Source organism: Pseudomonas sp. 1L-B-1-E-C1 (genome assembly GCF_057291835.1).
The window spans coordinates 747,932-770,977 of sequence record NZ_JBXAWN010000001.1; the positions used below are offsets into that span (position 1 = coordinate 747,932).

General features: G+C 60.9%; 19 protein-coding genes. 9 read left to right on the forward strand and 10 right to left on the reverse strand.

The features are described from left to right. Positions 1-145 precede the first annotated feature (145 nt). From AC0Z4S_RS03235 to AC0Z4S_RS03265, 7 genes are all read left to right on the forward strand, one after another. The gene (locus tag AC0Z4S_RS03235) at positions 146-1,162 is read left to right on the forward strand and encodes an AraC family transcriptional regulator (protein WP_485622008.1); all 1,017 of its coding nucleotides are present in this window, start codon (positions 146-148) and stop codon (positions 1,160-1,162) included. 285 nt (positions 1,163-1,447) lie between these two features. Beyond that, positions 1,448-3,112, forward strand: a complete 1,665-nt coding sequence (locus tag AC0Z4S_RS03240) for an AMP-binding protein (protein ID WP_485622009.1) — start codon at positions 1,448-1,450, stop codon at positions 3,110-3,112. A gap of 18 nt (positions 3,113-3,130) precedes the next feature. After that, entirely contained in the window at positions 3,131-3,892 is a 762-nt protein-coding gene (locus tag AC0Z4S_RS03245; protein ID WP_485622010.1) for an SDR family NAD(P)-dependent oxidoreductase, read from the forward strand. A 13-nt stretch (positions 3,893-3,905) separates the two neighbouring features. Next, a complete protein-coding gene (locus tag AC0Z4S_RS03250; RefSeq protein WP_485622011.1) occupies positions 3,906-5,099 on the forward strand; it encodes an acetyl-CoA C-acyltransferase in 1,194 nt (397 codons plus the stop codon). A gap of 141 nt (positions 5,100-5,240) precedes the next feature. Beyond that, positions 5,241-6,368 carry an acyl-CoA dehydrogenase gene (locus tag AC0Z4S_RS03255; protein ID WP_485622012.1) on the forward strand — a complete coding sequence of 376 codons (1,128 nt, stop codon included), beginning with the start codon at positions 5,241-5,243 and terminating at the stop codon, positions 6,366-6,368. A gap of 15 nt (positions 6,369-6,383) precedes the next feature. After that, positions 6,384-7,157 (forward strand): enoyl-CoA hydratase, encoded by a 774-nt coding sequence (locus AC0Z4S_RS03260; RefSeq protein ID WP_471877860.1) that lies wholly within the window; start codon positions 6,384-6,386, stop codon positions 7,155-7,157. Positions 7,158-7,311: 154 nt separating this feature from the next. Next, positions 7,312-8,187, forward strand: coding sequence for an NAD(P)-dependent oxidoreductase (locus AC0Z4S_RS03265; RefSeq protein ID WP_485622013.1), 876 nt, complete (start codon positions 7,312-7,314; stop codon positions 8,185-8,187). Positions 8,188-8,441: 254 nt separating this feature from the next. On the opposite strand, the gene AC0Z4S_RS03270 is transcribed toward AC0Z4S_RS03265, so the two are convergent. The 5 genes from AC0Z4S_RS03270 to AC0Z4S_RS03290 all read right to left on the reverse strand — a co-directional run bounded on the left by AC0Z4S_RS03270 (position 8,442) and on the right by AC0Z4S_RS03290 (position 14,542). After that, positions 8,442-9,593: an acyl-CoA dehydrogenase family protein gene (locus AC0Z4S_RS03270; protein WP_253501797.1), complete on the reverse strand. Its 1,152-nt coding sequence runs from the start codon at positions 9,591-9,593 to the stop codon at positions 8,442-8,444. A 3-nt stretch (positions 9,594-9,596) separates the two neighbouring features. Next, entirely contained in the window at positions 9,597-10,703 is a 1,107-nt protein-coding gene (locus AC0Z4S_RS03275; RefSeq protein ID WP_485622014.1) for an enoyl-CoA hydratase/isomerase family protein, read from the reverse strand. A gap of 242 nt (positions 10,704-10,945) precedes the next feature. Then, on the reverse strand, positions 10,946-11,632 hold the full coding sequence (locus AC0Z4S_RS03280; protein ID WP_485622015.1) for an HPP family protein: 687 nt from the start codon (positions 11,630-11,632) through the stop codon (positions 10,946-10,948). Positions 11,633-11,787: 155 nt separating this feature from the next. Next, a complete protein-coding gene (locus tag AC0Z4S_RS03285; protein WP_485622103.1) occupies positions 11,788-12,933 on the reverse strand; it encodes an MFS transporter in 1,146 nt (381 codons plus the stop codon). A 229-nt stretch (positions 12,934-13,162) separates the two neighbouring features. Next, positions 13,163-14,542, reverse strand: a complete 1,380-nt coding sequence (locus AC0Z4S_RS03290) for a UDP-glucose dehydrogenase family protein (protein ID WP_485622016.1) — start codon at positions 14,540-14,542, stop codon at positions 13,163-13,165. 243 nt (positions 14,543-14,785) lie between these two features. On the opposite strand from AC0Z4S_RS03290, the gene AC0Z4S_RS03295 reads away from it, so the two are divergent. After that, entirely contained in the window at positions 14,786-15,724 is a 939-nt protein-coding gene (locus AC0Z4S_RS03295; protein WP_471877855.1) for a site-specific integrase, read from the forward strand. A gap of 6 nt (positions 15,725-15,730) precedes the next feature. Here AC0Z4S_RS03295 and AC0Z4S_RS03300 read toward each other — a convergent pair whose 3' ends face one another. From AC0Z4S_RS03300 to AC0Z4S_RS03320, 5 genes are all read right to left on the reverse strand, one after another. Next, complete coding sequence (locus AC0Z4S_RS03300) at positions 15,731-16,279, reverse strand: PqiC family protein (protein ID WP_253501811.1); 549 nt, start codon at positions 16,277-16,279, stop codon at positions 15,731-15,733. A gap of 17 nt (positions 16,280-16,296) precedes the next feature. After that, complete coding sequence (locus AC0Z4S_RS03305) at positions 16,297-17,952, reverse strand: PqiB family protein (protein ID WP_253501814.1); 1,656 nt, start codon at positions 17,950-17,952, stop codon at positions 16,297-16,299. Between the two features lie 125 nt (positions 17,953-18,077). Next, the gene (locus tag AC0Z4S_RS03310) at positions 18,078-19,379 is read right to left on the reverse strand and encodes an NAD(P)/FAD-dependent oxidoreductase (RefSeq protein ID WP_485622017.1); all 1,302 of its coding nucleotides are present in this window, start codon (positions 19,377-19,379) and stop codon (positions 18,078-18,080) included. Beyond that, a complete protein-coding gene (locus AC0Z4S_RS03315; protein WP_485622018.1) occupies positions 19,376-20,464 on the reverse strand; it encodes a polyamine ABC transporter substrate-binding protein in 1,089 nt (362 codons plus the stop codon). The genes AC0Z4S_RS03310 and AC0Z4S_RS03315 overlap by 4 nt, the downstream gene beginning before the upstream one ends. A gap of 159 nt (positions 20,465-20,623) precedes the next feature. Next, entirely contained in the window at positions 20,624-21,982 is a 1,359-nt protein-coding gene (locus tag AC0Z4S_RS03320; protein ID WP_485622019.1) for a glutamine synthetase family protein, read from the reverse strand. A 162-nt stretch (positions 21,983-22,144) separates the two neighbouring features. On the opposite strand from AC0Z4S_RS03320, the gene AC0Z4S_RS03325 reads away from it, so the two are divergent. Next, positions 22,145-23,041: a helix-turn-helix domain-containing protein gene (locus AC0Z4S_RS03325; RefSeq protein WP_485622020.1), complete on the forward strand. Its 897-nt coding sequence runs from the start codon at positions 22,145-22,147 to the stop codon at positions 23,039-23,041. Positions 23,042-23,046: the final 5 nt, after the last annotated feature.

Sequence of the window (23,046 nt, forward strand, 5' to 3'; positions counted from 1 at the left end):
CTCGCGAATGCGGTATGCCTGTGACATTTCTTTATCTGACACACCGCGTTCGCGAGCAGGCTCGCTCCCACATTGGCCCTGCGGTGACTTCAGCAGCTGGGTTAAGATGCCCATCACCGAAAAACAACAAGGCTCACCTCGCTCCATGGCGGAAAAAGACACCATTGCCATTCAACTGGTGCGCGAGGCGCTGCTGCAGAGTTGTGCTGCGGGCGCAGCCACGGATGAAGCGTTGAGCAAGGTCGGCATCGATCCGGCGCTGTTAACGGCCGACGAGGGCAGGGTGCCGGCCTCGCAATACGCCAGGCTCTGGCGTTTTTTGGCCCGGCGCGGCGATGATGAGTTCTTCGGTATGGACCCGCGCAGGCTCAAGTCCGGCAGCCTCGCGTTCCTGTGTCGCAGCGCCATGGCGCAACCAACGCTGGCGCCAGCGCTGGACACTGGTCTGGCTTTCCTTTCGCTAATGCTGGAAAAACTGCCGGCGCAACTGGTGCATCAGCAGAGCCTTGCCGAAATTGTCCTGCTCGAAGACGACGCCGAACCGCGCCGTGCGTTCACCTATTTCACTTACTGGATGATCGTCCACGGCGTGGCGTGCTGGCTGGCCGGGCGGCGGATTCCGATTCTGGCGATTGAACTGCGCTGCGCCGAACCGGATTTCACCGACGACTACCGTGTGATGTTCTCGGAAAACCTGCGTTTCGAACGTCCGCGCACGCGAATGATTTTTTCCGCCGATTGCCTCGATTTGCCAATCAAGCGCAGCGCCGAAGAGCTGAAGCGCTTTCTCGCCCAGGCGCCGGCGAACATTTTGGTCAAGTACCGCGATCCCGATAGCCTCGCCAGCCGCATCAAGCAGGATCTGCGGCAACTGCCCGCCGAGCACTGGCCGGAAACCGAAGCGCTGGCTCAGCAGCTGTGCATGTCCGCGTCGACATTACGCCGGCGTCTGGCCGAGGAAGGGCAGACCTGGCAGGGGCTCAAGGACAGCGTGCGCAAGGAGCTGGCGATTACTTGGCTGGCGGAGCCTTCGATCAGTTTTGTCGAGATTGCCGCGAGGCTGGGCTTTGCTGATGTCAGCTCGTTCTATAAGGCGTTTCGCAAGTGGTCGGGGTCGAACCCGGGGCATTACCGCACGCTGATCCTGAATGAGGTTGTCTGATCCGACGCCTTCGCGAGCAGGCTCGCTCCCACAGTTTGGAAATGCGTTCCCCTGTAGGAGCTGCCGAAGGCTGCGATCTTTTTGATCTGGTGGTGAAAATCAAGATCAACAGATCGCAGCCTCGTTGCACTCGTCAGCTCCTACAGGGGATGCGGCGCCAACCCCTTGGCCAAACCAGTCAGCCACGTTGATAACTTTGACCATTGCCCCAAGCCCCGCGCGGCGCGACTATCCCTGTGTTGTTTACGGTTCCCAGCCTAATAAAAACACCGAGGGATTCTGGCAATGCGCGATTACTTGTCTGCCACCGAACAGTTCGATTACCAGCACACCGTCAATGCGTCGCTCAGCGGCACGCTGGCGGCACTCAACGCCTGCGTCGAATGCTGTGACCGCCATGCCTTGCCCGGTCGCATCGCGTTGTTCTGGGAAGGTCGCGACGGCTCAAGTGCGACTTACACCTTCACTGATCTGCAAGACAAAGCCGCGCGTTTCGCCAATTTCCTCCTCGCCCAAGGCGTGCAGAAGGGTGACAAGGTCGCCGGGCTGCTGCCGCGTAATGTCGAATTATTGGTCACTGTTCTCGCCACCTGGCGCATCGGCGCGGTGTATCAGCCGCTGTTTACCGCATTTGGCCCGAAAGCCCTCGAACATCGCCTGAACAGCTCCGAGGCAAAAGTCGTGGTCACCGATGCGGTCAACCGGCCGAAGCTAAGCGAAGTCAGCGCATGCCCGACCATCGTCACGGTTGGCGGCGTGAAAGGTCAGGGGATTGTCCGTGGTGATTTCAGTTTCTGGGCCGAGCTGAGCAACTATTCTAATGTCTGCGCACCAATGCTGCTGACCGGCGAAGACCCGTTCCTGTTGATGTTCACCTCGGGCACCACGGGTCCGGCGAAAGCGCTGTCGGTGCCGCTCAAAGCCGTTGTTGCTTTTCAAAGCTACACCCGCGATGCGGTGGACCTGCGTCCTGAAGATGCGTTCTGGAACGTCGCTGATCCGGGCTGGGCCTATGGCATTTATTTCGGTGTGACCGGGCCGTTGGCGCTGGGGCACCCGATCACCTTCTACGATGGCCCGTTCACCCTCGAAAGCACCTGCCGGGTGATCAACAAATATGGCATTACCAATCTCACCGGTTCGCCCACCGCGTATCGGTTGTTGATTGCCGGGGGCGAAGAGTTCGCCAGATCGATCAAGGGCAAGCTGCGCATCGTCAGCAGCGCCGGTGAGCCGCTGAATCCGGAAGTGATTCGCTGGTTCGCCGACAACCTCGATGTGGTCATACACGACCACTACGGCCAGACCGAACTTGGCATGGTGCTGTGCAACCACCATGGCCTCGAGCACCCCGTGCATGTCGGCGCCGCCGGTTTCGCTTCGCCCGGCCATCGCATCGTTGTCCTCGACGAGCAGTACAACGAGCTGGGCGTCGGCCAGCCCGGCATTCTCGCCATCGACCGGCCGCAGTCGCCGATGTGCTGGTTCGGCGGCTACGAAGGCGCGCCGACCAAGGCTTTTGTCGGCAACTACTACCTGAGCGGCGACACCGTCGAATGGAACCCCGACGGCAGCATCAGCTTTGTCGGCCGCAGTGACGACGTGATCACCACCTCGGGCTACCGCGTCGGCCCGTTCGATGTGGAAAGTGCGCTGATCGAACACCCGGCCGTGGTCGAAGCGGCGGTCGTCGGCAAACCCGATCCGGAACGCACCGAACTGGTCAAAGCCTTTGTCGTGCTCAGTGCGCAGTACCGCGCCGCGCCGGAGTTGGCCGAAGAACTGCGCCAACACGTGCGCAAGCGTCTGGCCGCGCATTCGTACCCGCGTGAAATCGAATTTGTCAGCGAATTGCCCAAGACCCCGAGTGGCAAATTGCAGCGCTTTATCTTGCGCAACCAGGAAATCGCCAAGGCTCAAGAGGCCGCGGCGCACAGAGTTTCAGCTTGAATCCAAGGGAACACCGTCATGCAGATCGAGAACAAGGTTTTTATCGTCACCGGCGGCGCGTCAGGCCTCGGTGCCGCCAGCGCTGAATTGCTGGTCAGTGCCGGCGCAAAAGTCATGCTGGTCGACATGAACGCCGAAGCCGTCGCCGCTCAGGCCCAGCGCCTCGGCGCGCAAAGCGTGGTTGCCGACATCAGCAATGAAGCCGCCGCCGAAGCCGCTGTGCAAGCGACCGTCGCCGCGTTTGGCAGCCTCAACGGTCTGATCAACTGCGCTGGCATCGTTCGCGGCGAGAAGATTCTCGGCAATAACGGCCCGCACGCCCTCAGCAGTTTTGCCCAAGTGATCAACGTCAACCTGATCGGCAGTTTCAACATGCTGCGCCTGGCTGCGGCGGCGATCGCCGAGAGCGAAGCCAATGCTGACGGCGAGCGTGGAGTGATCATCAACACCGCCTCGGTCGCAGCGTTCGACGGTCAGATTGGCCAAGCCGCGTACTCGGCATCGAAAGGTGCGATCGCCAGCCTGACCCTGCCGGCCGCCCGTGAACTGGCGCGCTTCGGCATTCGCGTGATGACCATCGCACCGGGTATCTTCGAAACGCCAATGATGGCCGGCATGACCCTGGAAGTGCGCGACTCGCTGGCCGCTGGTGTGCCGTTCCCGCCGCGTCTGGGCAAGCCTGCCGAATACGCCGCGCTGGTGCGCCACATCATTGAAAACAGCATGCTCAACGGCGAGGTGATCCGTCTCGACGGCGCCTTGCGCATGGCCGCCAAGTAAAGAGGAATCCGTCATGACTATGTCCAACGATCCGATTGTTATCGTCAGCGCCGTCCGCACACCGATGGGCGGTTTTCAGGGCGAACTGAAAAGCCTCACCGCGCCGCAACTTGGCGCGGCGGCGATCAAGGCTGCGGTCGAACGCGCCGGTGTCGCCAGCGACGCGGTTGATGAAGTGCTGTTTGGTTGCGTACTGCCCGCCGGCCTCGGTCAGGCGCCGGCACGTCAGGCTGCGCTGGGTGCCGGGCTGGATAAATCGACGCGCTGCACCACGGTCAACAAGATGTGCGGCTCGGGCATGCAGACCACCATCATGGCCCACGACATGCTGCTTGCCGGCAGTGCCGACGTGGTGATCGCCGGCGGCATGGAAAGCATGTCCAACTCGCCGTACCTGCTCGATCGCGCCCGCGCCGGCTATCGCATGGGTCACGGCCGCGTGCTCGATTCAATGTTCCTGGACGGCCTCGAAGACGCCTACGACAAGGGCCGCCTGATGGGCACCTTCGCTGAGGATTGCGCCGAAACCAACGGCTTCAGCCGCGAGGCGCAGGACGCTTTCGCCATTGCCTCGACCACCCGCGCGCAACAGGCGATGAAGGATGGCAGCTTCACGGACGAAATCGTCCCGCTGACGGTGACCGTCGGCAAAGAGCGGGTGGTGATCAGCAACGATGAGCAGCCGCCAAAAGCCAAACTCGACAAGGTTGCCTCGCTGAAACCGGCGTTCCGCGAGGGCGGCACGGTCACCGCAGCCAACTCCAGCTCGATTTCCGACGGCGCGGCGGCGCTGGTGCTGATGCGCCAGTCCCACGCGCAGCAACTGGGCCTCAAGCCGCTGGCGGTGATTCATGGGCATGCTGCGTTCGCTGATACACCGGGCCTGTTTCCCACCGCACCGATTGGCGCGATCAAGAAACTGGTGAAGAAGACCGGTTGGACGCTGGATCAGGTGGATCTGTTTGAAGTGAACGAAGCGTTTGCCGTGGTCGGCATGGCGGCGATGACGCACCTGGAGATTCCCCACGACAAGCTCAATGTGCATGGCGGCGCCTGCGCGCTGGGCCATCCGATCGGCGCCTCGGGCGCGCGGATCCTGGTGACGTTGCTCGCGGCGCTGCGGCAGAAACAACTCAAGCGCGGCATAGCAGCGATCTGCATTGGCGGCGGCGAAGCCACGGCCATGGCCGTGGAATGCCTCTACTGACCCACTCAAATCCCCTGTAGGAGCTGACGAGTGCAACGAGGCTGCGATCTCTTGATCTTGCTTTCAAGATCAAGATCAAGATCAAGATCAAAAGATCGCAGCCTCGTTGCACTCGACAGCTCCTACACCCAAGGACTCACGATGATCCCCAACGAAGACCAAACCCAGATCCGCGACATGGCCCGGCAGTTTGCCGAGGAGCGGCTCAAGCCGTTCGCTGCCGAGTGGGATCGCGAGCACCGTTTCCCCAGGGAAGCCATCGCCGAGATGGCCGAACTGGGTTTCTTCGGCATGCTCGTGCCGGAGCAATGGGGCGGTTGTGACACCGGCTATCTGCCCTACGCCATGGCCTTGGAAGAGATCGCCGCCGGCGACGGTGCCTGCTCGACGATCATGAGCGTGCACAACTCGGTCGGCTGCGTGCCGATTCTCAAGTTCGGCAATGACGACCAGCGCGAGCGCTTCCTCAAACCGCTGGCCAGCGGCGCCATGCTCGGTGCCTTTGCATTGACCGAACCGCAGGCCGGTTCCGACGCCAGCAGCCTGAAGACCCGCGCGCGACTGGAAGGCGATCACTATGTGCTCAACGGCTGCAAACAGTTCATCACCTCCGGACAGAACGCCGGCGTCGTGATCGTGTTTGCCGTGACCGACCCGAGCGCCGGCAAACGCGGCATCAGCGCGTTTATCGTGCCGACCGACTCGCCGGGCTACAAGGTCGCGCGGGTCGAAGACAAACTCGGCCAGCACGCGTCCGACACCTGCCAGATTCTTTTTGAAGATGTGAAAGTGCCGGTGGCCAATCGGCTGGGCGCGGAGGGCGAGGGGTACAAGATCGCCCTGGCCAACCTCGAAGGCGGCCGCGTCGGTATCGCCTCGCAAGCCGTCGGCATGGCCCGCGCCGCATTCGAGGCCGCCCGTGACTACGCCCGCGAGCGTGACACCTTCGGCAAACCGATCATCGAGCATCAGGCCGTCGCGTTCCGCCTGGCGGACATGGCCACGCAAATTGCCGTCGCCCGGCAGATGGTGCATTACGCAGCGGCTTTGCGTGACAGCGGCCAACCGGCGCTGGTCGAGGCGTCGATGGCCAAGCTGTTCGCCTCGGAAATGGCCGAGAAGGTCTGCTCCATGGCCTTGCAAACCCTCGGCGGTTACGGTTACCTCAACGACTTCCCGCTGGAACGCATCTACCGCGACGTGCGCGTCTGCCAGATCTACGAAGGCACCAGCGACATTCAGCGCATGGTCATTTCGCGCAATCTCTGACAAGGAATTTTCTTCATGACTTACGAAACGATTCTGCTGGAAACCCGCGACCGCGTCGGCCTGATCACCCTCAACCGGCCGCAGGCGCTGAACGCGCTGAACGCGCAACTGGTCAGTGAAGTGAACCACGCTCTCGATACGCTGGAAGCCGACGCACACATTGGCTGCATCGTCCTCACCGGCTCGAAAAAAGCCTTTGCCGCCGGCGCCGACATCAAGGAAATGGCCGAGCTGACCTATCCGCAGATCTACATGGACGATCTGTTCAGCGACAGCGATCGCGTGGCCAACCGGCGCAAACCGATCATCGCCGCGGTCAATGGTTTTGCCCTCGGCGGCGGCTGTGAACTGGCGCTGATGTGCGACTTCATTCTGGCTGGCGACAACGCCAAATTCGGCCAGCCGGAAATCAACCTCGGCGTGCTGCCGGGCATGGGCGGCACCCAGCGCCTGACCCGCGCGGTGGGCAAGGCCAAGGCCATGGAAATGTGCCTGAGCGGGCGCATGATCGACGCTGTAGAAGCCGAGCGCTGCGGCATCGTCGCGCGGATCGTGCCGAGTGATGAACTGCTTGATGAGGCGCTGAAAGTCGCGGCGGTGATCGCCGGCAAGTCACTGCCGATTGCGATGATGATCAAGGAGAGCGTCAACCGCGCGTTCGAGGTCAACCTGACGGAGGGCGTGCGTTTTGAGCGTCGGGTGTTTCATGCCGCGTTTGCGACGCAGGATCAGAAGGAAGGGATGGCGGCGTTTGTCGGTAAGCGCGAGGCGGTTTTCCAAGGTAAGTGATGCGGCGTTCCGGCTGACGCATTCGCGAGCAGGCTCGCTCCCACATTGGACTATGGAGACTCCTGTGGGAGCGAGCCTGCTCGCGAAGCTTTTAAAGGCCCACTCACTAGCGCTAGTCTGTTGACCTTCTTGCACATCAAGAGCGGAGGTCAACATGCGTATCGGATTTATCGGGCTGGGTTCCATGGGCAAGGGCATGGCCGCCAATCTGCTCAAGGCCGGGCATGAAGTGCGGGTGTGGAACCGCAGCCAGCCTGCCATCGAACAACTGGTCAGGCAGGGCGCAACGGCCGCCGGCGATCCTGCTGAAGCCTTCGATGCCGACGCGGTGATCAGCATGCTCGCCGACGACGCGGTGACACGCTCGGTGCTGATCGACAGCGGCGCCTTAGCCTCAAGCAAACCGGGGCTGATTCACCTGAGCATGGCCACGCTGTCGGTCGAGTTCATCAAGGAACTCGCAGCGCTGCATGACAGCGTCGGCGCCCAACTGATTGCCGCCCCGGTCTTCGGACGCAACGATCTCGCCGAGGCCGGCAAGCTCAACATCGCCGTCGGCGGCCCGGCCACCGCGATTGCCCGGGTTCAGCCGCTGCTGGATGTAATGGGGCAGAAAACCTGGCCGATGGGCGACGACCCGGTCAACGCCGCCATCCTCAAGATCGCTACCAACATGATGCTGATCAGCGCCATCGAAGCCACCGGCGAAGCGATGGCGTTGACCCAGAGTTATGGGGTGGGCAATGGCGATTTTGTCGAATTCATTACCAACACGCTGTTCGCGGCACCGGCCTATAAGGTCTACGGGCCGAAGATTGCCGAGCGGGAGACTGAGGGGGCTGGGTTTACCTTGCGTCTGGGTTTGAAGGATGTTGGCCTGGCGCTGAAGGCCGGCGAGCCGAATCATGTGCCGTTGCCGGTGGCCAGTGTGTTGCGCGATAACTTGCTGGATGCGGTGGCGTTGGGCGAGGGGGAAAGTGATCTGGCGGCGTTGGGGGTAAGGGCGATTCGGCGTTCGGGGCAGGAATAATGTGTGAAACCTTCAAAAGCCCCTCACCCTAGCCCTCTCCCGGAGGGAGAGGGGACTGACCGCGCGATATTGGCGAATTACGCCGACCTGAAAGGGTCGTCGCTGAATCCATAATTGCAGACATTCCGGATCGCTGCTTAAAGCCATAATCGACTCGGTCGTTCAGGTCGATGCATGGCGCGAGGCACCCCGGTCGGCTCCCTCTCCCTGGGGAGAGGGCTGGGGTGAGGGGAAGGGGAAGGGGGGCGACACCATTACAACTGGTAATTCTTCAGATCCCGCGCAATCACCATCCGCTGTATCTCGCTCGACCCTTCATAAATCTGGGTAATCCGCGCATCGCGGTAGTATTTCTCGACCGGGTAATCCTCCAGGTAGCCATAGCCGCCATGGATCTGGATCGCCGACGAGCACACCTTCTCGGCCATTTCCGAGGCAAACAACTTGGCCTGCGAAGCCTCGGACAAACACGGTTTACCCGCCGTGCGCAGCCGCGCCGCATGCAGGATCAGCAACCGCGCGGCGTTGATCTGCATGTGCATGTCGGCCAGCAGATTGGCGATGCTCTGGTGCTCGATGATTGGCTTGTCGAACTGCACGCGATCCTTCGAATAGGCCAGCGCCGCTTCAAACGCCGCCCGGGCAATGCCCAATGCCTGTGCCGCGATGCCGATGCGTCCGCCTTCAAGGTTGGACAGGGCAATGGCCAGACCTTTGCCGCGCTCACCTAGCAGGTTGGCCTCGGGGATGCTGCAGTTATTCAGCGTCACCGCGCAGGTGTCGGAAGCGCGGATGCCCATTTTGTGTTCGGTGCGATCGACGATGAAACCCGGCGTGTCGGTCGGCACCAGAAACGCTGACAGGCCTTTTTTGCCCAGGTCCGGATCGGTCACCGCGAAGACGATCGCCAGTTTCGCCCGTTTGCCATTGCTGACAAATTGCTTGGCGCCGTTGATTACCCACTGGCCGTCGCGCAGTTCGGCGCGGGTGCGCAGGTTGTGCGCTTCGGAACCGGCCTGGGGTTCGGTCAGGCAGAAACAACCGATGGTTTGCCCACTGGCCAGCGCGGCCAGCCAGGTTTGCTTCTGTTCATCGCTGCCGTAGTTGAGCACCGGGCCGCAGCCCACCGAGTTGTGAATGCTCATGAACGCGCCGGTCGCGCCGTCACCGGCAGAGATTTCCTCAACCGCCAGTGCATAGGCGACGTAATCGACGTAAGTGCCACCCCATTCCTCAGGCACGACCATGCCGAGCAAGCCCAACTCGCCCATCTTCGCCACCAGGGCGTCGTCGATCCAGCCGGCCTTTTCCCAGGCCTGGGCGTGGGGGGCGATTTCGCCACGGGCAAAATCCCGGGCCATGTCGCGGATCATCACTTGCTCTTCAGTCAGTTCGAGATCGTGCATGGCTCAGCTCCCGCTCTCATCAAAACCATGGAAGAAACTCGCCACCTGCGCAGCGTCCAGCCCAGCGACGGTCGGCGGGTTCCAGCGCGGTGACTTGTCCTTGTCGATCAGCAGGGCGCGCACGCCTTCGATCAGGTCGCCACGGGCAAACCACTGACGATCCAGATGCAGCTCCAGAGCAAAGCAATTCTCCAGGCTCAAATGCCTGCCGCGACGGAGCATTTCCAGAGTCACGGCCATGGCCAGCGGCGAGCGGGTTTCCAGCAGATCCGCTGTGGTGATTGCCCATTCGTGGCTGTCGGCGACGGTGACGGCGCGCAATTGCTCGATCATGCTCGGCACGTCAGGCAAGGCAAAGAAGTGATCGATGGCCGGGCGCAGAGCCTCGAGCGGCGCATCCGGCAGGGTTTGCACGGCGTGCTTGGCCAGCAGGTTCTGCAGCGATTTGAGCGGGGTGTCCTGCCACTCCATCTGGTCGAGTTTCTCATCGAGCAGCGGCAGTTTGCGGCTATCCAGATACCAGTCGGCGAGGCCGCAATACAACGCATCGGCAGCGCGAATCTGCACGCCGCTGACGCCCAGATAAACCCCCAGCTCACCGGGAATGCGCGGCAGGAAGTAGCTGCCGCCGACGTCAGGAAAATAACCGATGGCCACTTCCGGCATTGCCAGGCGGCTCTTCTCGGTGACCACGCGCAGATCGGCGCCTTGCACCAGACCCATGCCGCCGCCGAGGACAAAACCGTCCATCAAGGCCAGCACCGGTTTGCGGTAGTGATGAATCGTCAGGTCGAGGGCGTATTCCTCGACGAAGAAGTCTTCGTGCAGCGTGTCGCCGCTCTTGTAACTGTCGTACAGCGAACGGATATCACCGCCGGCGCAGAACGCCTTTTCTCCCGCGCCGCGCAGTACTACGGCGTGCACATCGGCGTCAGACGCCCAGGCATCGAGCTGACGTTGCAGCAGACGCACCATGTCGAGGGTGATTGCATTGAGGCCCGCAGGGCGGTTGAGGGTCAGGTGGCCGATATGGTTGCGCACTTCGGCCAGCACGTCGTTTTGCATGGCATCCATGGACGGGGTCCGCCGGGATGAAGCCTGAGCTGTCATCAGTAACTCCCTGCTTTTATTGTCTTTATTCGAAAAGCCCGCGCGCGGGCGTTAGCGGATCGTAACAGTGCAAATTTGCCGTGTACAACGGGGATATGTGCAGGGGGAATCTGCGTTTTTATCTCAGGACTGCTTTCTGTACGCGTAGGAGCTGACGAGTGCAACGAGGCTGCGATCTTTTGTTCTTGTTTCTTGAAATCAAGAGATCGCAGCCTCGTTGCACTCGTCAGCTCCTACAGCGGTTATCTGAAGGTTTCGCTGATGCTGCGGCGTTTGGCGTGCAGTTCGCTGGCATGGATCAGGCGTTCGAGGTCTTCGGGGGTGACGTCGATGAAAGCCTCCATGTCGGCCAGCGCCAGTTTCAGGTCGTCGGCGGTGATTGCCTGGCTGTCGACCGGGACCACTGGCGGTGCCGGGTCGGCGGGGCGTTTCGGATAGCGGATGCGGGTCAGGTTGTTGTAGGCCAAGGCGCTGGCGAGCATGCACACGGCACCGAGCATCACCGGCTCCATGGCTTTCCAGTCCATGGCGATGGTCGCCGGATCGGCCAGCACCAGCGTCAATGCCAAGGCGCCCGCCGGTGGATGCAGGCAACGCAGCCAGCACATCAGGATTACCGCCATGCCGGCGGCGAGGCAGGCGCTGCCCAGCGTTCGGCCGAGCACGTGGGCAACCAGCAAGGCGACCACTCCAGCGCACAAGTAGCCGCCGAGAATCGACCACGGCTGGGCGAGGGCGCCGGAGGACACCGCGAACAGCAACACCGCCGAAGCGCCGAGCGGGCCGATCAGATGAAACGCGACGTCATGCCCGAACACCTGCGCGCACATCCACACGCTGAACAGCGTGCCCAGGCTCATGCCGATCGCGGCACGGCTCCATTCAGTGGGACGGGTATTGATGGCGGCGGGCAACCAGCGAGCAAGCATGTAGAACTGATCCTTTGCAAAATCCGGGGCAAAAAAAAGGACTTGTCCGGCATATCCGGAAAGCCCTCGAAGGTTCCAACATTGGGGGAGGAACGCGCGTAGTTTGCCGATCAAACTCGATGCTGACAAATTCATATAAATGCAGTTTTAGTGCACTATTTTTGCATTGAAGCGGTACGGCGTGCGCTGACGAAGCACAGATAACCGCCCAGCGCTGCCAATCCGCTCAAGGCATAGAACATGCTCGGCGCGGGTGTGTGCATCAGTAGAAACCCGCAGATGACCGGGCTCGCGCCGCCACCAAGGGCGGCGAGGTTCTGCGCGCCGTAGTAGCTGCCGCGCAGGGCCTCCGGGGCGAGGGTGTCAACGAACAGGAAGTCGGCCGGGTAAATGATCATCTCGCCCAAGGTGAATATGAACATTGCCACGCACCAGCCGAGCAGGCTGTCCGCCATGCTGAAACCGATCAACCCGGCGATGAACAGCGCGGTGCCACCGGCAATCCAGTGACGCAGGTGTTCGCGGCTGAGCCAGCGACCGACCTGATATTGCAGCAGGATCACCGTGATTGCGTTGCAGGCGAGCAGGGCGGCCATGGTGTCGAGCATTTGTTGCTGGTTATGGGTGACCAGCAGGTATTGCGACAGGTACAGGGTAAAACGCCCGTGCACCAATGTGCTGAGCAGGCAGCCGAGAGTGAACAGCACCATGGTGCGGTCGTTTTTCAGGATCACCAGGGTGTTGAGAAAACTCTGCGGCGCGGTGCCGGCCGATACAGGACGGGCATCTTTAGCTGCGCCGAGCAGCAGAAAGATACTGCCAATCGCAATCGCCCCGGCAACGATGAAAGGCGCGGACGGCTGCACCCCGGCAATGACCACGCCGAGCATCGGGCCGACGGCGTAGCCGATGTTGGTTAGCGTGTAGTTGAGGGAAAACGCCTTGACCCGCTGGCCCACCGGCAGCTGTTCGCTGAGGATCGCCTTGCTACCGATGAGGAACAGCGCTGACGCGGTTTCGCTGATGATCAGCACCACGGTGACCAGATACAGATTCTGCGCGAAGGTCAGCAGGATCAGGCCGATACCGCTGGAAAGCATCGACAGAATCAGCAATTGGCGCTTGTCCAGCTTGTCGATGATGTAGCCGCCGTACAGCGACAGCAGCGTGGCGCTGAACACGGCAATGCCCAGCAGCAGGCCGACATCCTGCGGATTGAGCCCGAGCTTGTTGCTGAGGAACAGCGTCAGTAACGGACTGACCAGGGCACGACTGATCACCACGGTCAGCGAGCTGATCATCAGCCGGCGGATAAAGGGCGAGTAAATGGTCACGGAGGGGGAATGTCCTTATTCGGAAAGCCTGGGGCGAAAAAGCTGATCCACCATCGCCCCCTTGTAGGAGTGAGCCTGCTCGCGAAGGCGGAGGATCAGTCACCTCCGATGTTGCTGACATACCGTATTCGCGAGCAGGCTCGCTCCCACAGGGTCTGTGCACCTCACAATTACCACTGACTCCCACCGGGGCAGCTCAAGCCACATCCGAAGCCGCCGGCCACTGTTGCAATGTGATCGGCAACTTGCACGATTCGCCGCGCCCCATCGGGAAGTACTGAAAGCCATTGCGCGCCAGGCGTTCGGCGTCGTACAGATTTCGGCCATCGAAAATCACCGGGCTGTGCAGACGCTGTTTGATCAGCTCGAAATCCGGGGCCTTGAACTGTTGCCATTCGGTGCAAATGATCAACGCATCGGCGCCGGCCAGTACCGATTCCGGCGTGCCCATCAACACCAGTTTTGACTCGTTCGGATAGAGCTTCTGCGTTTCCAGCATGGCCTCCGGATCGAACGCACGCACGCTGGCACCGGCAGCCCACAAATCTTCGAGCAGCACCCGACTCGGGGCGTCACGCATATCGTCAGTGTTGGGCTTGAACGCCAGGCCCCACAAAGCAAAGGTCCTGCCGCGCAAATCGCCCCGGTAGAAGGCATTGATGCGCTCGAACAGCTTGTGCTTCTGGCGCTGGTTGATCGCCTCGACCGCTTGCAGCAGATCACTGGAGCAGTGCGCCTGCTCGGCACTGTGAATCAGCGCGCGCATGTCCTTGGGAAAACACGATCCGCCGTAGCCGCAACCCGGGTAAATGAAGTGATAGCCGATCCGCGTATCGGCCCCGATGCCCTGGCGCACCGCTTCAATGTCCGCACCCAGATGCTCGGCGAGTTCGGCGATCTGGTTGATGAAGCTGATCTTGGTCGCCAGCATGCAATTGGCGGCGTATTTGGTCAGCTCGGCGCTGCGCAGATCCATGAACAGCATGCGGTCATGGTTGCGATTGAACGGCGCGTACAGATCGCGCATCACGTCACGCACCTCAGCGCCTTCGCAGCCGATGACGATGCGATCCGGCCGCCGGCAATCGGCGACGGCAGAGCCTTCCTTGAGAAATTCCGGGTTGGAGACGATATCGAACTGCAGCAAGCGGCCGACCTTGATCAGCGCCTTTTCGATGTGGCTGCGCAAGGCATCGCCCGTGCCCACCGGCACCGTGGATTTCTCCACCACGATCAACGGTCGCTCACGATGCCGGGCAATCGCGTCGCCGACCGACAGCACATAGCGCAGGTCCGCCGAACCGTCATCGCGTGACGGCGTGCCCACCGCGATAAACGCCACCCGCCCATGCAACACAGCGCGTCGTTCATCGGTGGTGAATTGCAGGCGATTGGCATCCAGCCCTTCACGCACCAGGTTAGCCAGGCCCGGCTCGAAAATACTGACGTGCCCATCACGAAGCTGCTCGATCTTCTGCGCGTCGACATCCATGCAAACGACCTCGTGACCCACCTCGGCCAGCACCGCCGCTTGCACCAGACCGACATAACCGCTGCCAAACACCGTGATCTTCATGCCGTACTCCTGCCTGCAGTTCCGTGCTTTGAAGATAAGAGCGCGATGTTTCAGTTCGCCTACCGTGTGGATGAGCCAGCAAATGGACCGTTCGGGGAATGCCCGATTGACTTTTATGGCATCGAACGGCAGGTTGTCGGCCTTTCGCGGCAACCCCTGTCATTGAGTCATGCCGTTTTTTGCGTTTCATTTCATGCATTTATTGTTTTTGTTGAATCGTTTTTTATTTCAAGGCCGTTTCGTTTGAGTGATTTGTCGAGTACCCAACCCGCACCGTCCAGCCACAATCCGCTGACCGTTTACCTGGCACGACTGGCGCCTTCCAGCCAGTTGACCATGCGCTACGTGCTGCAAGACGCCGCCGACCGCCTCGGTTTCGAGGACGTCGATATCGAAGAAATCCCGTGGCACGGTTTGCAACCGGAAGACGTCGTGGCGCTGGTCGCCGCGTTGCGTGCCGACGGTTACGCGCCGAACACTTCGTCGCTGTACGTGAACGCCGTGCGCGGGGTGATGAACGAAGCCTGGCGCATGAGTCTGATCACCCAGGATCACCTGCTGAAGATGCGTTCGGTCAAAGGCATTGCCGGCACACGGTTGTCCCAGGGCCGCAATCTCAAGCGCACGTTGATTCACGAACTGATGGAAGTCTGCGCTGCCGACCCGCGCCCGCAGGGCCTGCGTGATGCGGCGGTGATTGCGTTGCTGTATGGCACCGGCATGCGCAAGTCGGAATCGGTGGATCTGGATCTGAGTCAGGTCGACTTCCACGAACGCAGCCTGACCGTGACCGGCAAGGGCAACAAACAGCTGATCAAATACGCACCGGCCTGGGCGTTTGCCAAACTCGACGCCTGGCTGGAACTGCGGCGTTCACAGCTCAAGGAAGGCGAGAGCGACGATGCGTTTCTGTTCAACCGCATTCGCCGGGGCAGCCACATCACCCGCGAGCGCATCACCAAACACGCGATTTACTACATTGCTCGCCAACGCGGTACGCAGGTCGGGGTGAAGATCATGCCCCACGATTTTCGGCGTTCGTTTATCACCCGGGTGATCGAGGAGCACGACCTGTCGATCGCACAGAAACTGGCGCATCACAGCAATATCCAGACGACCGCCAACTACGACGTGCGCGATGACAACGAGCGGCGGCGGGCGGTGGATCGCTTCGATTTGTAAGCCGAGTCAGTTTTGCGGCGGGCAGCGCGAGCCGGTGGCCGCCTGAGTGATTTGCCCTGCGAGGCGTTTGACGTTGTTCTGTTGCGCGGTCACCAGTTCTTCGATGCTCGGCCCTGAAGACGTCTGCAAGACCGAACGACAGGTCAGCAGCGCTGCATCCGTCGCGCCTAACGGGCGCACCCGCCATTTCACGTCGATCAGGGCGTACTGACCAGGAATCGAATCGAAGCGCTGCACGTCGACGCGCACGGAAGCTCGTTGCTGGCCAACGCCACTGCTCAATTGATCGGCCAGCGCACCGCGTAACTCATCGGCAAGGGTGGCGCTCCACCAATCGGTATCCAGGATAGCGACGCCGCTGTTGCCTTGGCGGATGACAATCTGCGCGCGATCGACCTGCGGCGGTACACTGATGCTTTCGATGGCAATGTCGGCGCCGTTGCGACTGACGCCCGGTTGCGCCGGGGTCAGCGTGTGAAAGCTGATCGGGTCGCTGCGGCACGCGGTCAGCAAGACGAACGCAGCGAGCAGGGTGATCTTCAACGGTAAAGCCATGGATACAGCTCCTGTGCTCAATTGCGTGGCGGTCCTTTGAGGTCCAGCGGCGCGGCGTTGTCAGGACGTCCGCGAATCAGCGACTCAGGATGGCGGCCAAGATAATCCGACAGTTCACGCAACGAACGTGACATGCGCCCGAGCTCGTCGAGGGTCTCGGTCAGCTGCTCGCGTTGCGGTGAGTCCTCGGCCAAAGTCGAATTGGCGGACTGCAAGGTCTTGCTGACGTCGGCGAGGGTGCTCTGCACGCCGGGCAGAGTCTTGGCGTTGAACTGCTTCAGGCTTTTGCGCAGCTCGACCAGATTACCGTCGAGATTGCTGGCGATGCGCTCGACCGGCAGCGCGTTGATCTTGTTGACCATCGCTTCGAGTTTTTCCTGCAACTGTTCGAGGCTGCCCGGGACTGTTGGAATGGTCACTGGCCGCGCCGTAGGGTCGAATGCGACTTTCGGTGCCTTGGGGTAGAAATCCAGGGAAATATACAACTGACCGGTGAGCAGGTTGCCATTGCGCGCCTGGGCGCGCAGACCATTTTCGACGAAAGTGGCGATCAGACGCGCACCGGTGGCCTCGTCGTTTTCGTCGCCATGGTAGGTCTTGAGAATTTTTGCGTGGGCGCGGCCCAGTCGCTGCGGATAGATGACGATGCCGACATTCACCGGAAAGGTGCGCTTGACCTCGTCGAAGTCGAGGTTGACCGCCACCACCCGACCGATTTCGATGCCAAGGAACTCCACTGGCGCATCGACCTTGAGCCCGCGCAACGCCTGATCAAAGCGCAGCGCCAGATACTGCGCCTTGCCGTCGGGCGGGGCGAGGGCGGCGGTCTGGTTGGCGAACAGTTCGAAATTCTTGTCTTCGCCGGCCGGCGTGTCGTTGGGGCTGTAGTCCGGGGCGCGGAAAGCGATGCCGCCGACCAGCAGAGTCGACAGCGACTCGGTTTTCACCGCAAAGCCGTTGGCGCCGACATTGATATCGATGCCGCTGGCGTTCCAGAACCGGGTGTTTTCGGTCACGTAGGCATCGTTGGGCGAATGCACGAAGACTTCGATGTTGACGCCTTTGCCGTCCGGGTCCAGCGCGTAGGACACCACCTGGCCGACCGGAATCTTGCGGTAGTAGACCGGGGAACCGATGTCCAGCGAGCCGAGGTCAGCGGTGTGCAGGGTAAAGCGCTTGCCCGGTTCGCCGTAGGTGATCGGAGGCGGGTTTTCCAGGCCTTTGAAGGTTTTTGCCCGAGTGTTGGCCTGGCCAATGTCGGCACCGATGTAATCGCCCGACAGCAGCGTATCGATGCCCGAGACACCGCCGGCGCCGATGCGGGGGCGCACCACCCAGAATTGCGAATCCTCGCGGGTGAAGGCTTCGGCCTGCTTGGCCAGTTTGATCGTGGCGTTGACGTTTCTATGATCGTCGGCCAGTTCGACCTCGGAGACATGGCCGATGACCACGTTGCGGTACCTGACTTCGGTCTTGTTGGCGGTCAGGCCATCGCCGGTCTTGAAGGTGACGGTGATCGTCGGGCCTTCCTGGAGGATGTTGTGAATGACCAGCGAAATGCCCACCAGCACCGCCACGATCGGCACGATCCATACCAGCGAAATGCCGAAACGGCGGGTCTTGATCGGCGCCTGACCGGGTGCTCGCGGCTCGTCGCTGGCTGACGACTTCATCCATGTCCTCCTCGATTATTCGGGCACTGAGCGTCAGGAACGCAAAAGCACCTCATCAATATAGAAGTGCCTTGCGATAGAGCAAATCCCCAGCCGTTTTAACTTCAGGAATATGTAAGCGCCTGTTAACCGAGCATTTCGCGCAGGCGATACCAGAACATGCCCAATGCCAGCAGCGGTGAGCGCAAGGCCGGGCCCCCGGGGAACGTCATGTGCGGCACGCCGCTGAACACCTCCATGCCCTGGCTGTGGCCGGCGTGAATGGCTTCGCCCAACAACTTCGCGCACCAGTGCGTGACGTTGAGGCCATGACCCGAATAGCCCTGCGCGTAGAACACGTTCGGATGCTGTTTGAGCCGGCCCACCTGGGGGAAGCGGTTGGCGGTGATGCCAATCTTGCCGCCCCACTGATAGTCGATGCGCACGTCCGCCAGTTGCGGAAAGACCTTGAGCATTTTCGGTCGCATATAAGCGGCGATGTCCGCCGGGTCGCGGCCGGAATAATGACAAGCGCCGCCGAACAGCAAACGTCGATCAGCCGAGAGTCGGTAATAATCCAGCCCGACCTTCTGGTCACACAGCGCCAGGTTCTGCGGAATCAACTGCGCGGCACGCGCTTCGTCCAACGGCTCGGTGGCGATGATGTAACTGCCGGCGGGCAACACTTTGCCACTGAGTTTCGGTTCCAGTTCATCCAGATGCGCGTTGCAACCCAGCACCAGGCTGCCGGCGCGCACTGAACCCGTGGCGCAGCGCACCTCTACGGTCGGGCCATGGAGAATTTCCAGCACCGGACTCTGCTCGAAAATGCGTACGCCCAGCGACGCGGCGAGACGTGCTTCGCCTTGCACCAGATCCAGCGGATGCAAATGGCCCGAGCCCATATCGATCAATCCACCGGCGTACACACCAGCGTCGACCACTTGCTGACGGATCTGCTCAGGGCCGACCAGTCTGGTCTCGTGGGCGTAGCCGAGTTCGCCGAGGCTGGCCTGTTCCTGCTTGAACGCAGCGAATTGCGCAGCAGTGTTGGCCAGTTCGCAAAAGCCCCAGCGCAGATCGCAGTCGATGGCGTTTGCAGTGATGCGCTGGCGCACCAGGTCCACCGAGTCGATGCCGGCGCGCTGCAGATAACGCACACCGTCCTGGCCTACGTAGCGGGCGAACCCCTCGACTTCATGACCGATGCCGCGAATCAGCTGACCACCATTGCGCCCGCTGGCGCCCCAGCCGATCCGTCGCGCTTCGAGCAACACCACCGACAATCCGCGCTGCGCCAGTTCAATCGCCGTGTTGACGCCCGTGAAGCCACCGCCGATGACGCAGACGTCGGCAAGCAAATCGCCGTCCAGCACAGGGTAGGGCGTGGTCGCCCGGGCGGAAGCGGCGTAATACGAACAGGGGTGTTGTGAGCTGTACTGATTCATTTGTTCGACTTCACTTTGCTCCACGACCGGGTCATCAGGCGCATGATCGCCTGGGGCGGCGTCGAGGAAATGTAGAGTTTGTCGAGCACCGCCTGAGGCGGATAAACCTCAGGGTTGTTGACCAGTTCCTGATCCATGAACGGCTTGGCCGCCGGGTTCGGGTTGGCGTAGCCGACGGTGGCGCTGACCTTGGCGATCACTTGCGGATCGAGCAGGTAATTGATGAAGGCATGGGCCTCTTTGGCGTTGCTCGCATCGGCGGGGATCGCCAGCAGATCGAACCACAGGTTGGCGCCTTCCTTGGGAATGGCGTAAGCGATATTGACGCCGTTCTTCGCTTCCTTGGCGCGGTTGGCGGCCTGGAACACATCGCCGGAATAACCGAAGGCTACGCAGATGTCGCCATTGGCCAGGTCCGAGACGTATTTGGAAGAATGGAAATAGGTGATGTACGGGCGGATGCTCAGCAGCTTGGCTTCAGCCTTCTTATAGTCCTCGGGATTTTCGCTGCGCGGGTCCATGCCCATGTAATTGAGAATCGCCGGAAACACTTCGTCGGCGGAATCCATCATCGACACGCCGCACAGGCTCAGCTTCTTCAAATTCTCAGGTTCGAACAGTACGGCCCAGGAATCAATGTGGTCGATACCCAGCACTTGCTTGACCTTGTCGACGTTGTAACCAATGCCGTTAGTGCCCCAGAGATAGGGCACCGAGTGCTCATTGCCTGGATCATTTTTCTCAAGCAATTCAAGTAGTTTCGGGTCTAAATTGTTCCAGTTTGGTAACTGCGAGCGGTCGAGTTTCATGAACGCGCCGGCCTTTACCTGGCGGGCGAGAAAATGATTGGACGGCACTACCACGTCATAGCCGGTGCGCCCGGCGAGGAGTTTGCCTTCGAGGGTTTCGTTGGAATCGAAGACGTCGTAAATCACCTTGATCCCGCTCTTGTTCTGGAAATCGGCGAGGGTGGTTTCGCCGATGTAGTCGGTCCAGTTGTAGACGCTGACCTGGGGGGCGGCGTGGGCTGTGGCGCTGAACAGCACGCTCAGCGCAACCGGGAGTACGGATTTCAATGGACGCATATCGACACCTCTTGGATTTATTGGAATTCTCAGGCGCTGCACATTCTTCTGTGGGAGCGAGCTTGCTCGCGAATGCGGTGCATCAGGTGACATCAACGGTGACTGGGCTGACGCCTTCGCGAGCAAGCTCGCTCCCACAAGGATTTGTGCAGATTTGGCTCAGACGCTCAGGAGCAGGAACTCGCGCTCCCACGAGCTGATCACGCGCTTGAAATTTTCATGCTCGGCGCGCTTCACCGCGACGTAACCGCGGACGAATTTGCTGCCCAGGTACTCGGCGACTTTCGGGCACTCTTCCATTTGCGTCAGGGCTTCTTCGATGGTGATCGGCAGGCGCAGGTTGCGTCGTTCATAGGCCCGGCCTTCGACCGCCGCGCTCGGCTCGATCTTTTCGACCATGCCGATGTAGCCGCACAGCAAACTCGCAGCAATCGCCAGATAAGGATTGGCGTCGGCGCCGGGCAAGCGGTTCTCCACGCGCATCGACTCCGGCCCCGACGTCGGCACGCGCAGGCCCACCGTGCGATTCTCTTCACCCCACTCGACGTTGACCGGCGCGGAGGTGTCCGGCAGGAAGCGGCGGAACGAATTGACGTTCGGCGCGAACATCGGCAGGACTTTCGGGATGTACTTCTGCAGGCCACCGATGTGATGACGGAACAGCTCGCTCATGTTGCCCTCGGCTTCAGCAAAGATCGGCTTGCCGGTGCCGATCTCGACCACGCTCTGATGCAGGTGCATGGCGCTGCCGGGTTCGTCGCCGATCGGCTTGGCCATGAACGTCGCGGTTACGTTGTGCTTGAGCGCCGCTTCACGCAGGGTGCGTTTGAACACGGTGATCTGGTCAGCCAGATCCAGCGCATCGCCATGGCGGAAGTTGATTTCCATCTGCGCCGGGCCGTCTTCATGGATCAGCGTGTCGAGGTCCAGGCCTTGGAGCTCGCACCAGTCGTAGACGTCTTCGAACAACGGATCGAACTCGTTGGCAGCATCGATCGAGAACGATTGCCGGCCACTTTCAGCGCGGCCCGAGCGGCCCAGCGGGGCCTTGAGCGGCAGGTCCGGGTCTTCACAGCGTTGGGTCAGGTAGAACTCCATTTCCGGCGCGACAATCGGCTTCCAGCCCTTGTCGGTGTAGAGCTGCAGGACTTTCTTCAGCACGTTGCGCGGCGACAGTTCGATCGGGTTACCGAACTTGTCGAAGGTGTCGTGGATGACGATGGCGGTTGGCTCGATGGCCCACGGAATGACATACACGGCATCAGAAACCGGCTTGCAGACCATGTCGATGTCGGCCGGGTCGAGCAGGTCGTAGTAGATATCGTCGTCGACAAAATCCCCGGTTACCGTTTGCAGCAGCACGCTCTCCGGCAGGCGCATGCCGCGCTCATGCAGGAACTTGTTGGTCGGTGCAATCTTGCCGCGGGCGATGCCGGTCAGGTCGCTGACCACGCATTCGACTTCGGTAATCTTGTGATCTTTCAGCCAGGTGAACAGCTGATCGAAGGGGGCGTTCATAAAGACCTCGTTATTGGTTTTGTAGACGCCGGGGAGGGCGGGTTTCATCTTCCGCCCCTTCCCCTGTGGCGCGTTGACGACTATCTTGGGCGCGGCTTGCGATTCCATCTATCCACTTTCAGCAGCACCAAAGCGCACCAAAAGAGTGCGCAAGGTCACCTCATGACAACGTGCAATCTGCTTCAGGTTCAAGCGTTCAACACCGCCGATGTGGCCGAACAAATCCGCGCCACACCGGGCTGGGTCCAGTATTACCAGCAGATGTCGCCAGGGCATTTCGCCGGGCAGATTCGCTATCTGGATCTGCAGGGCGTCGAGGTTTACGAAGAGCAGATGAACACCCGGGTCGAGCAGAATTTCAGCGCGCCATCCGGTGCCTTGGCGTTCTGTTTCGATCGCAGTGACAACGCGCTGTATCTGCTCAACGAAGAGAGCCGCAACATCTGGATTACGCCGGAGAACTACCGGGAAATCGCCGTGGTGTTCGGGCCGGATTTTGTCCGCGAGCACGGTCTGGAGGTAGCAAAACTCGAAGGGTTGTTCATGGCGCCGCTGAACTGCGGGCAGAACGCATTGTTCAGCAGCTGGTTAAGCTCGATTCTCACCAAGTTGGCGCAACCTGCTGATCCACCTGATAAAGAGCATCTGACTCGTCAGCTGCTTGAGGACTGCCTGTTCATCCTCGACAACGCTCGAACCGGTCTTGATCGTGGCGGATTGCAGCGACGCAACGAGGAACGCAAGATCATGCAGCGAGTAGGGGAGTGGGCGGCTGATTCGCCGGAGGACACGGTCAATCTGCTCGAACTTTCCCACGTTGCCGGCGTACCGCTGCGCCAGTTGCAACAGGCTTTCAAGGCCTACACCGGCATGGCCCCGAGTCAGTGGTTACGCCTGAGGCGGCTGAACAGCGCCCACCGGGAATTACTCAAGCGCAGGCCTAGCGAAACCACGGTTGCCGAAGTGGCAATGCGCTGGTCGTTCTGGCATCTGGGGCGGTTTTCCAGCAGTTACCGCGCGCTGTTCAAAGAGCTGCCGAGCGAGACGCTCAAGCGCTGAGCAGA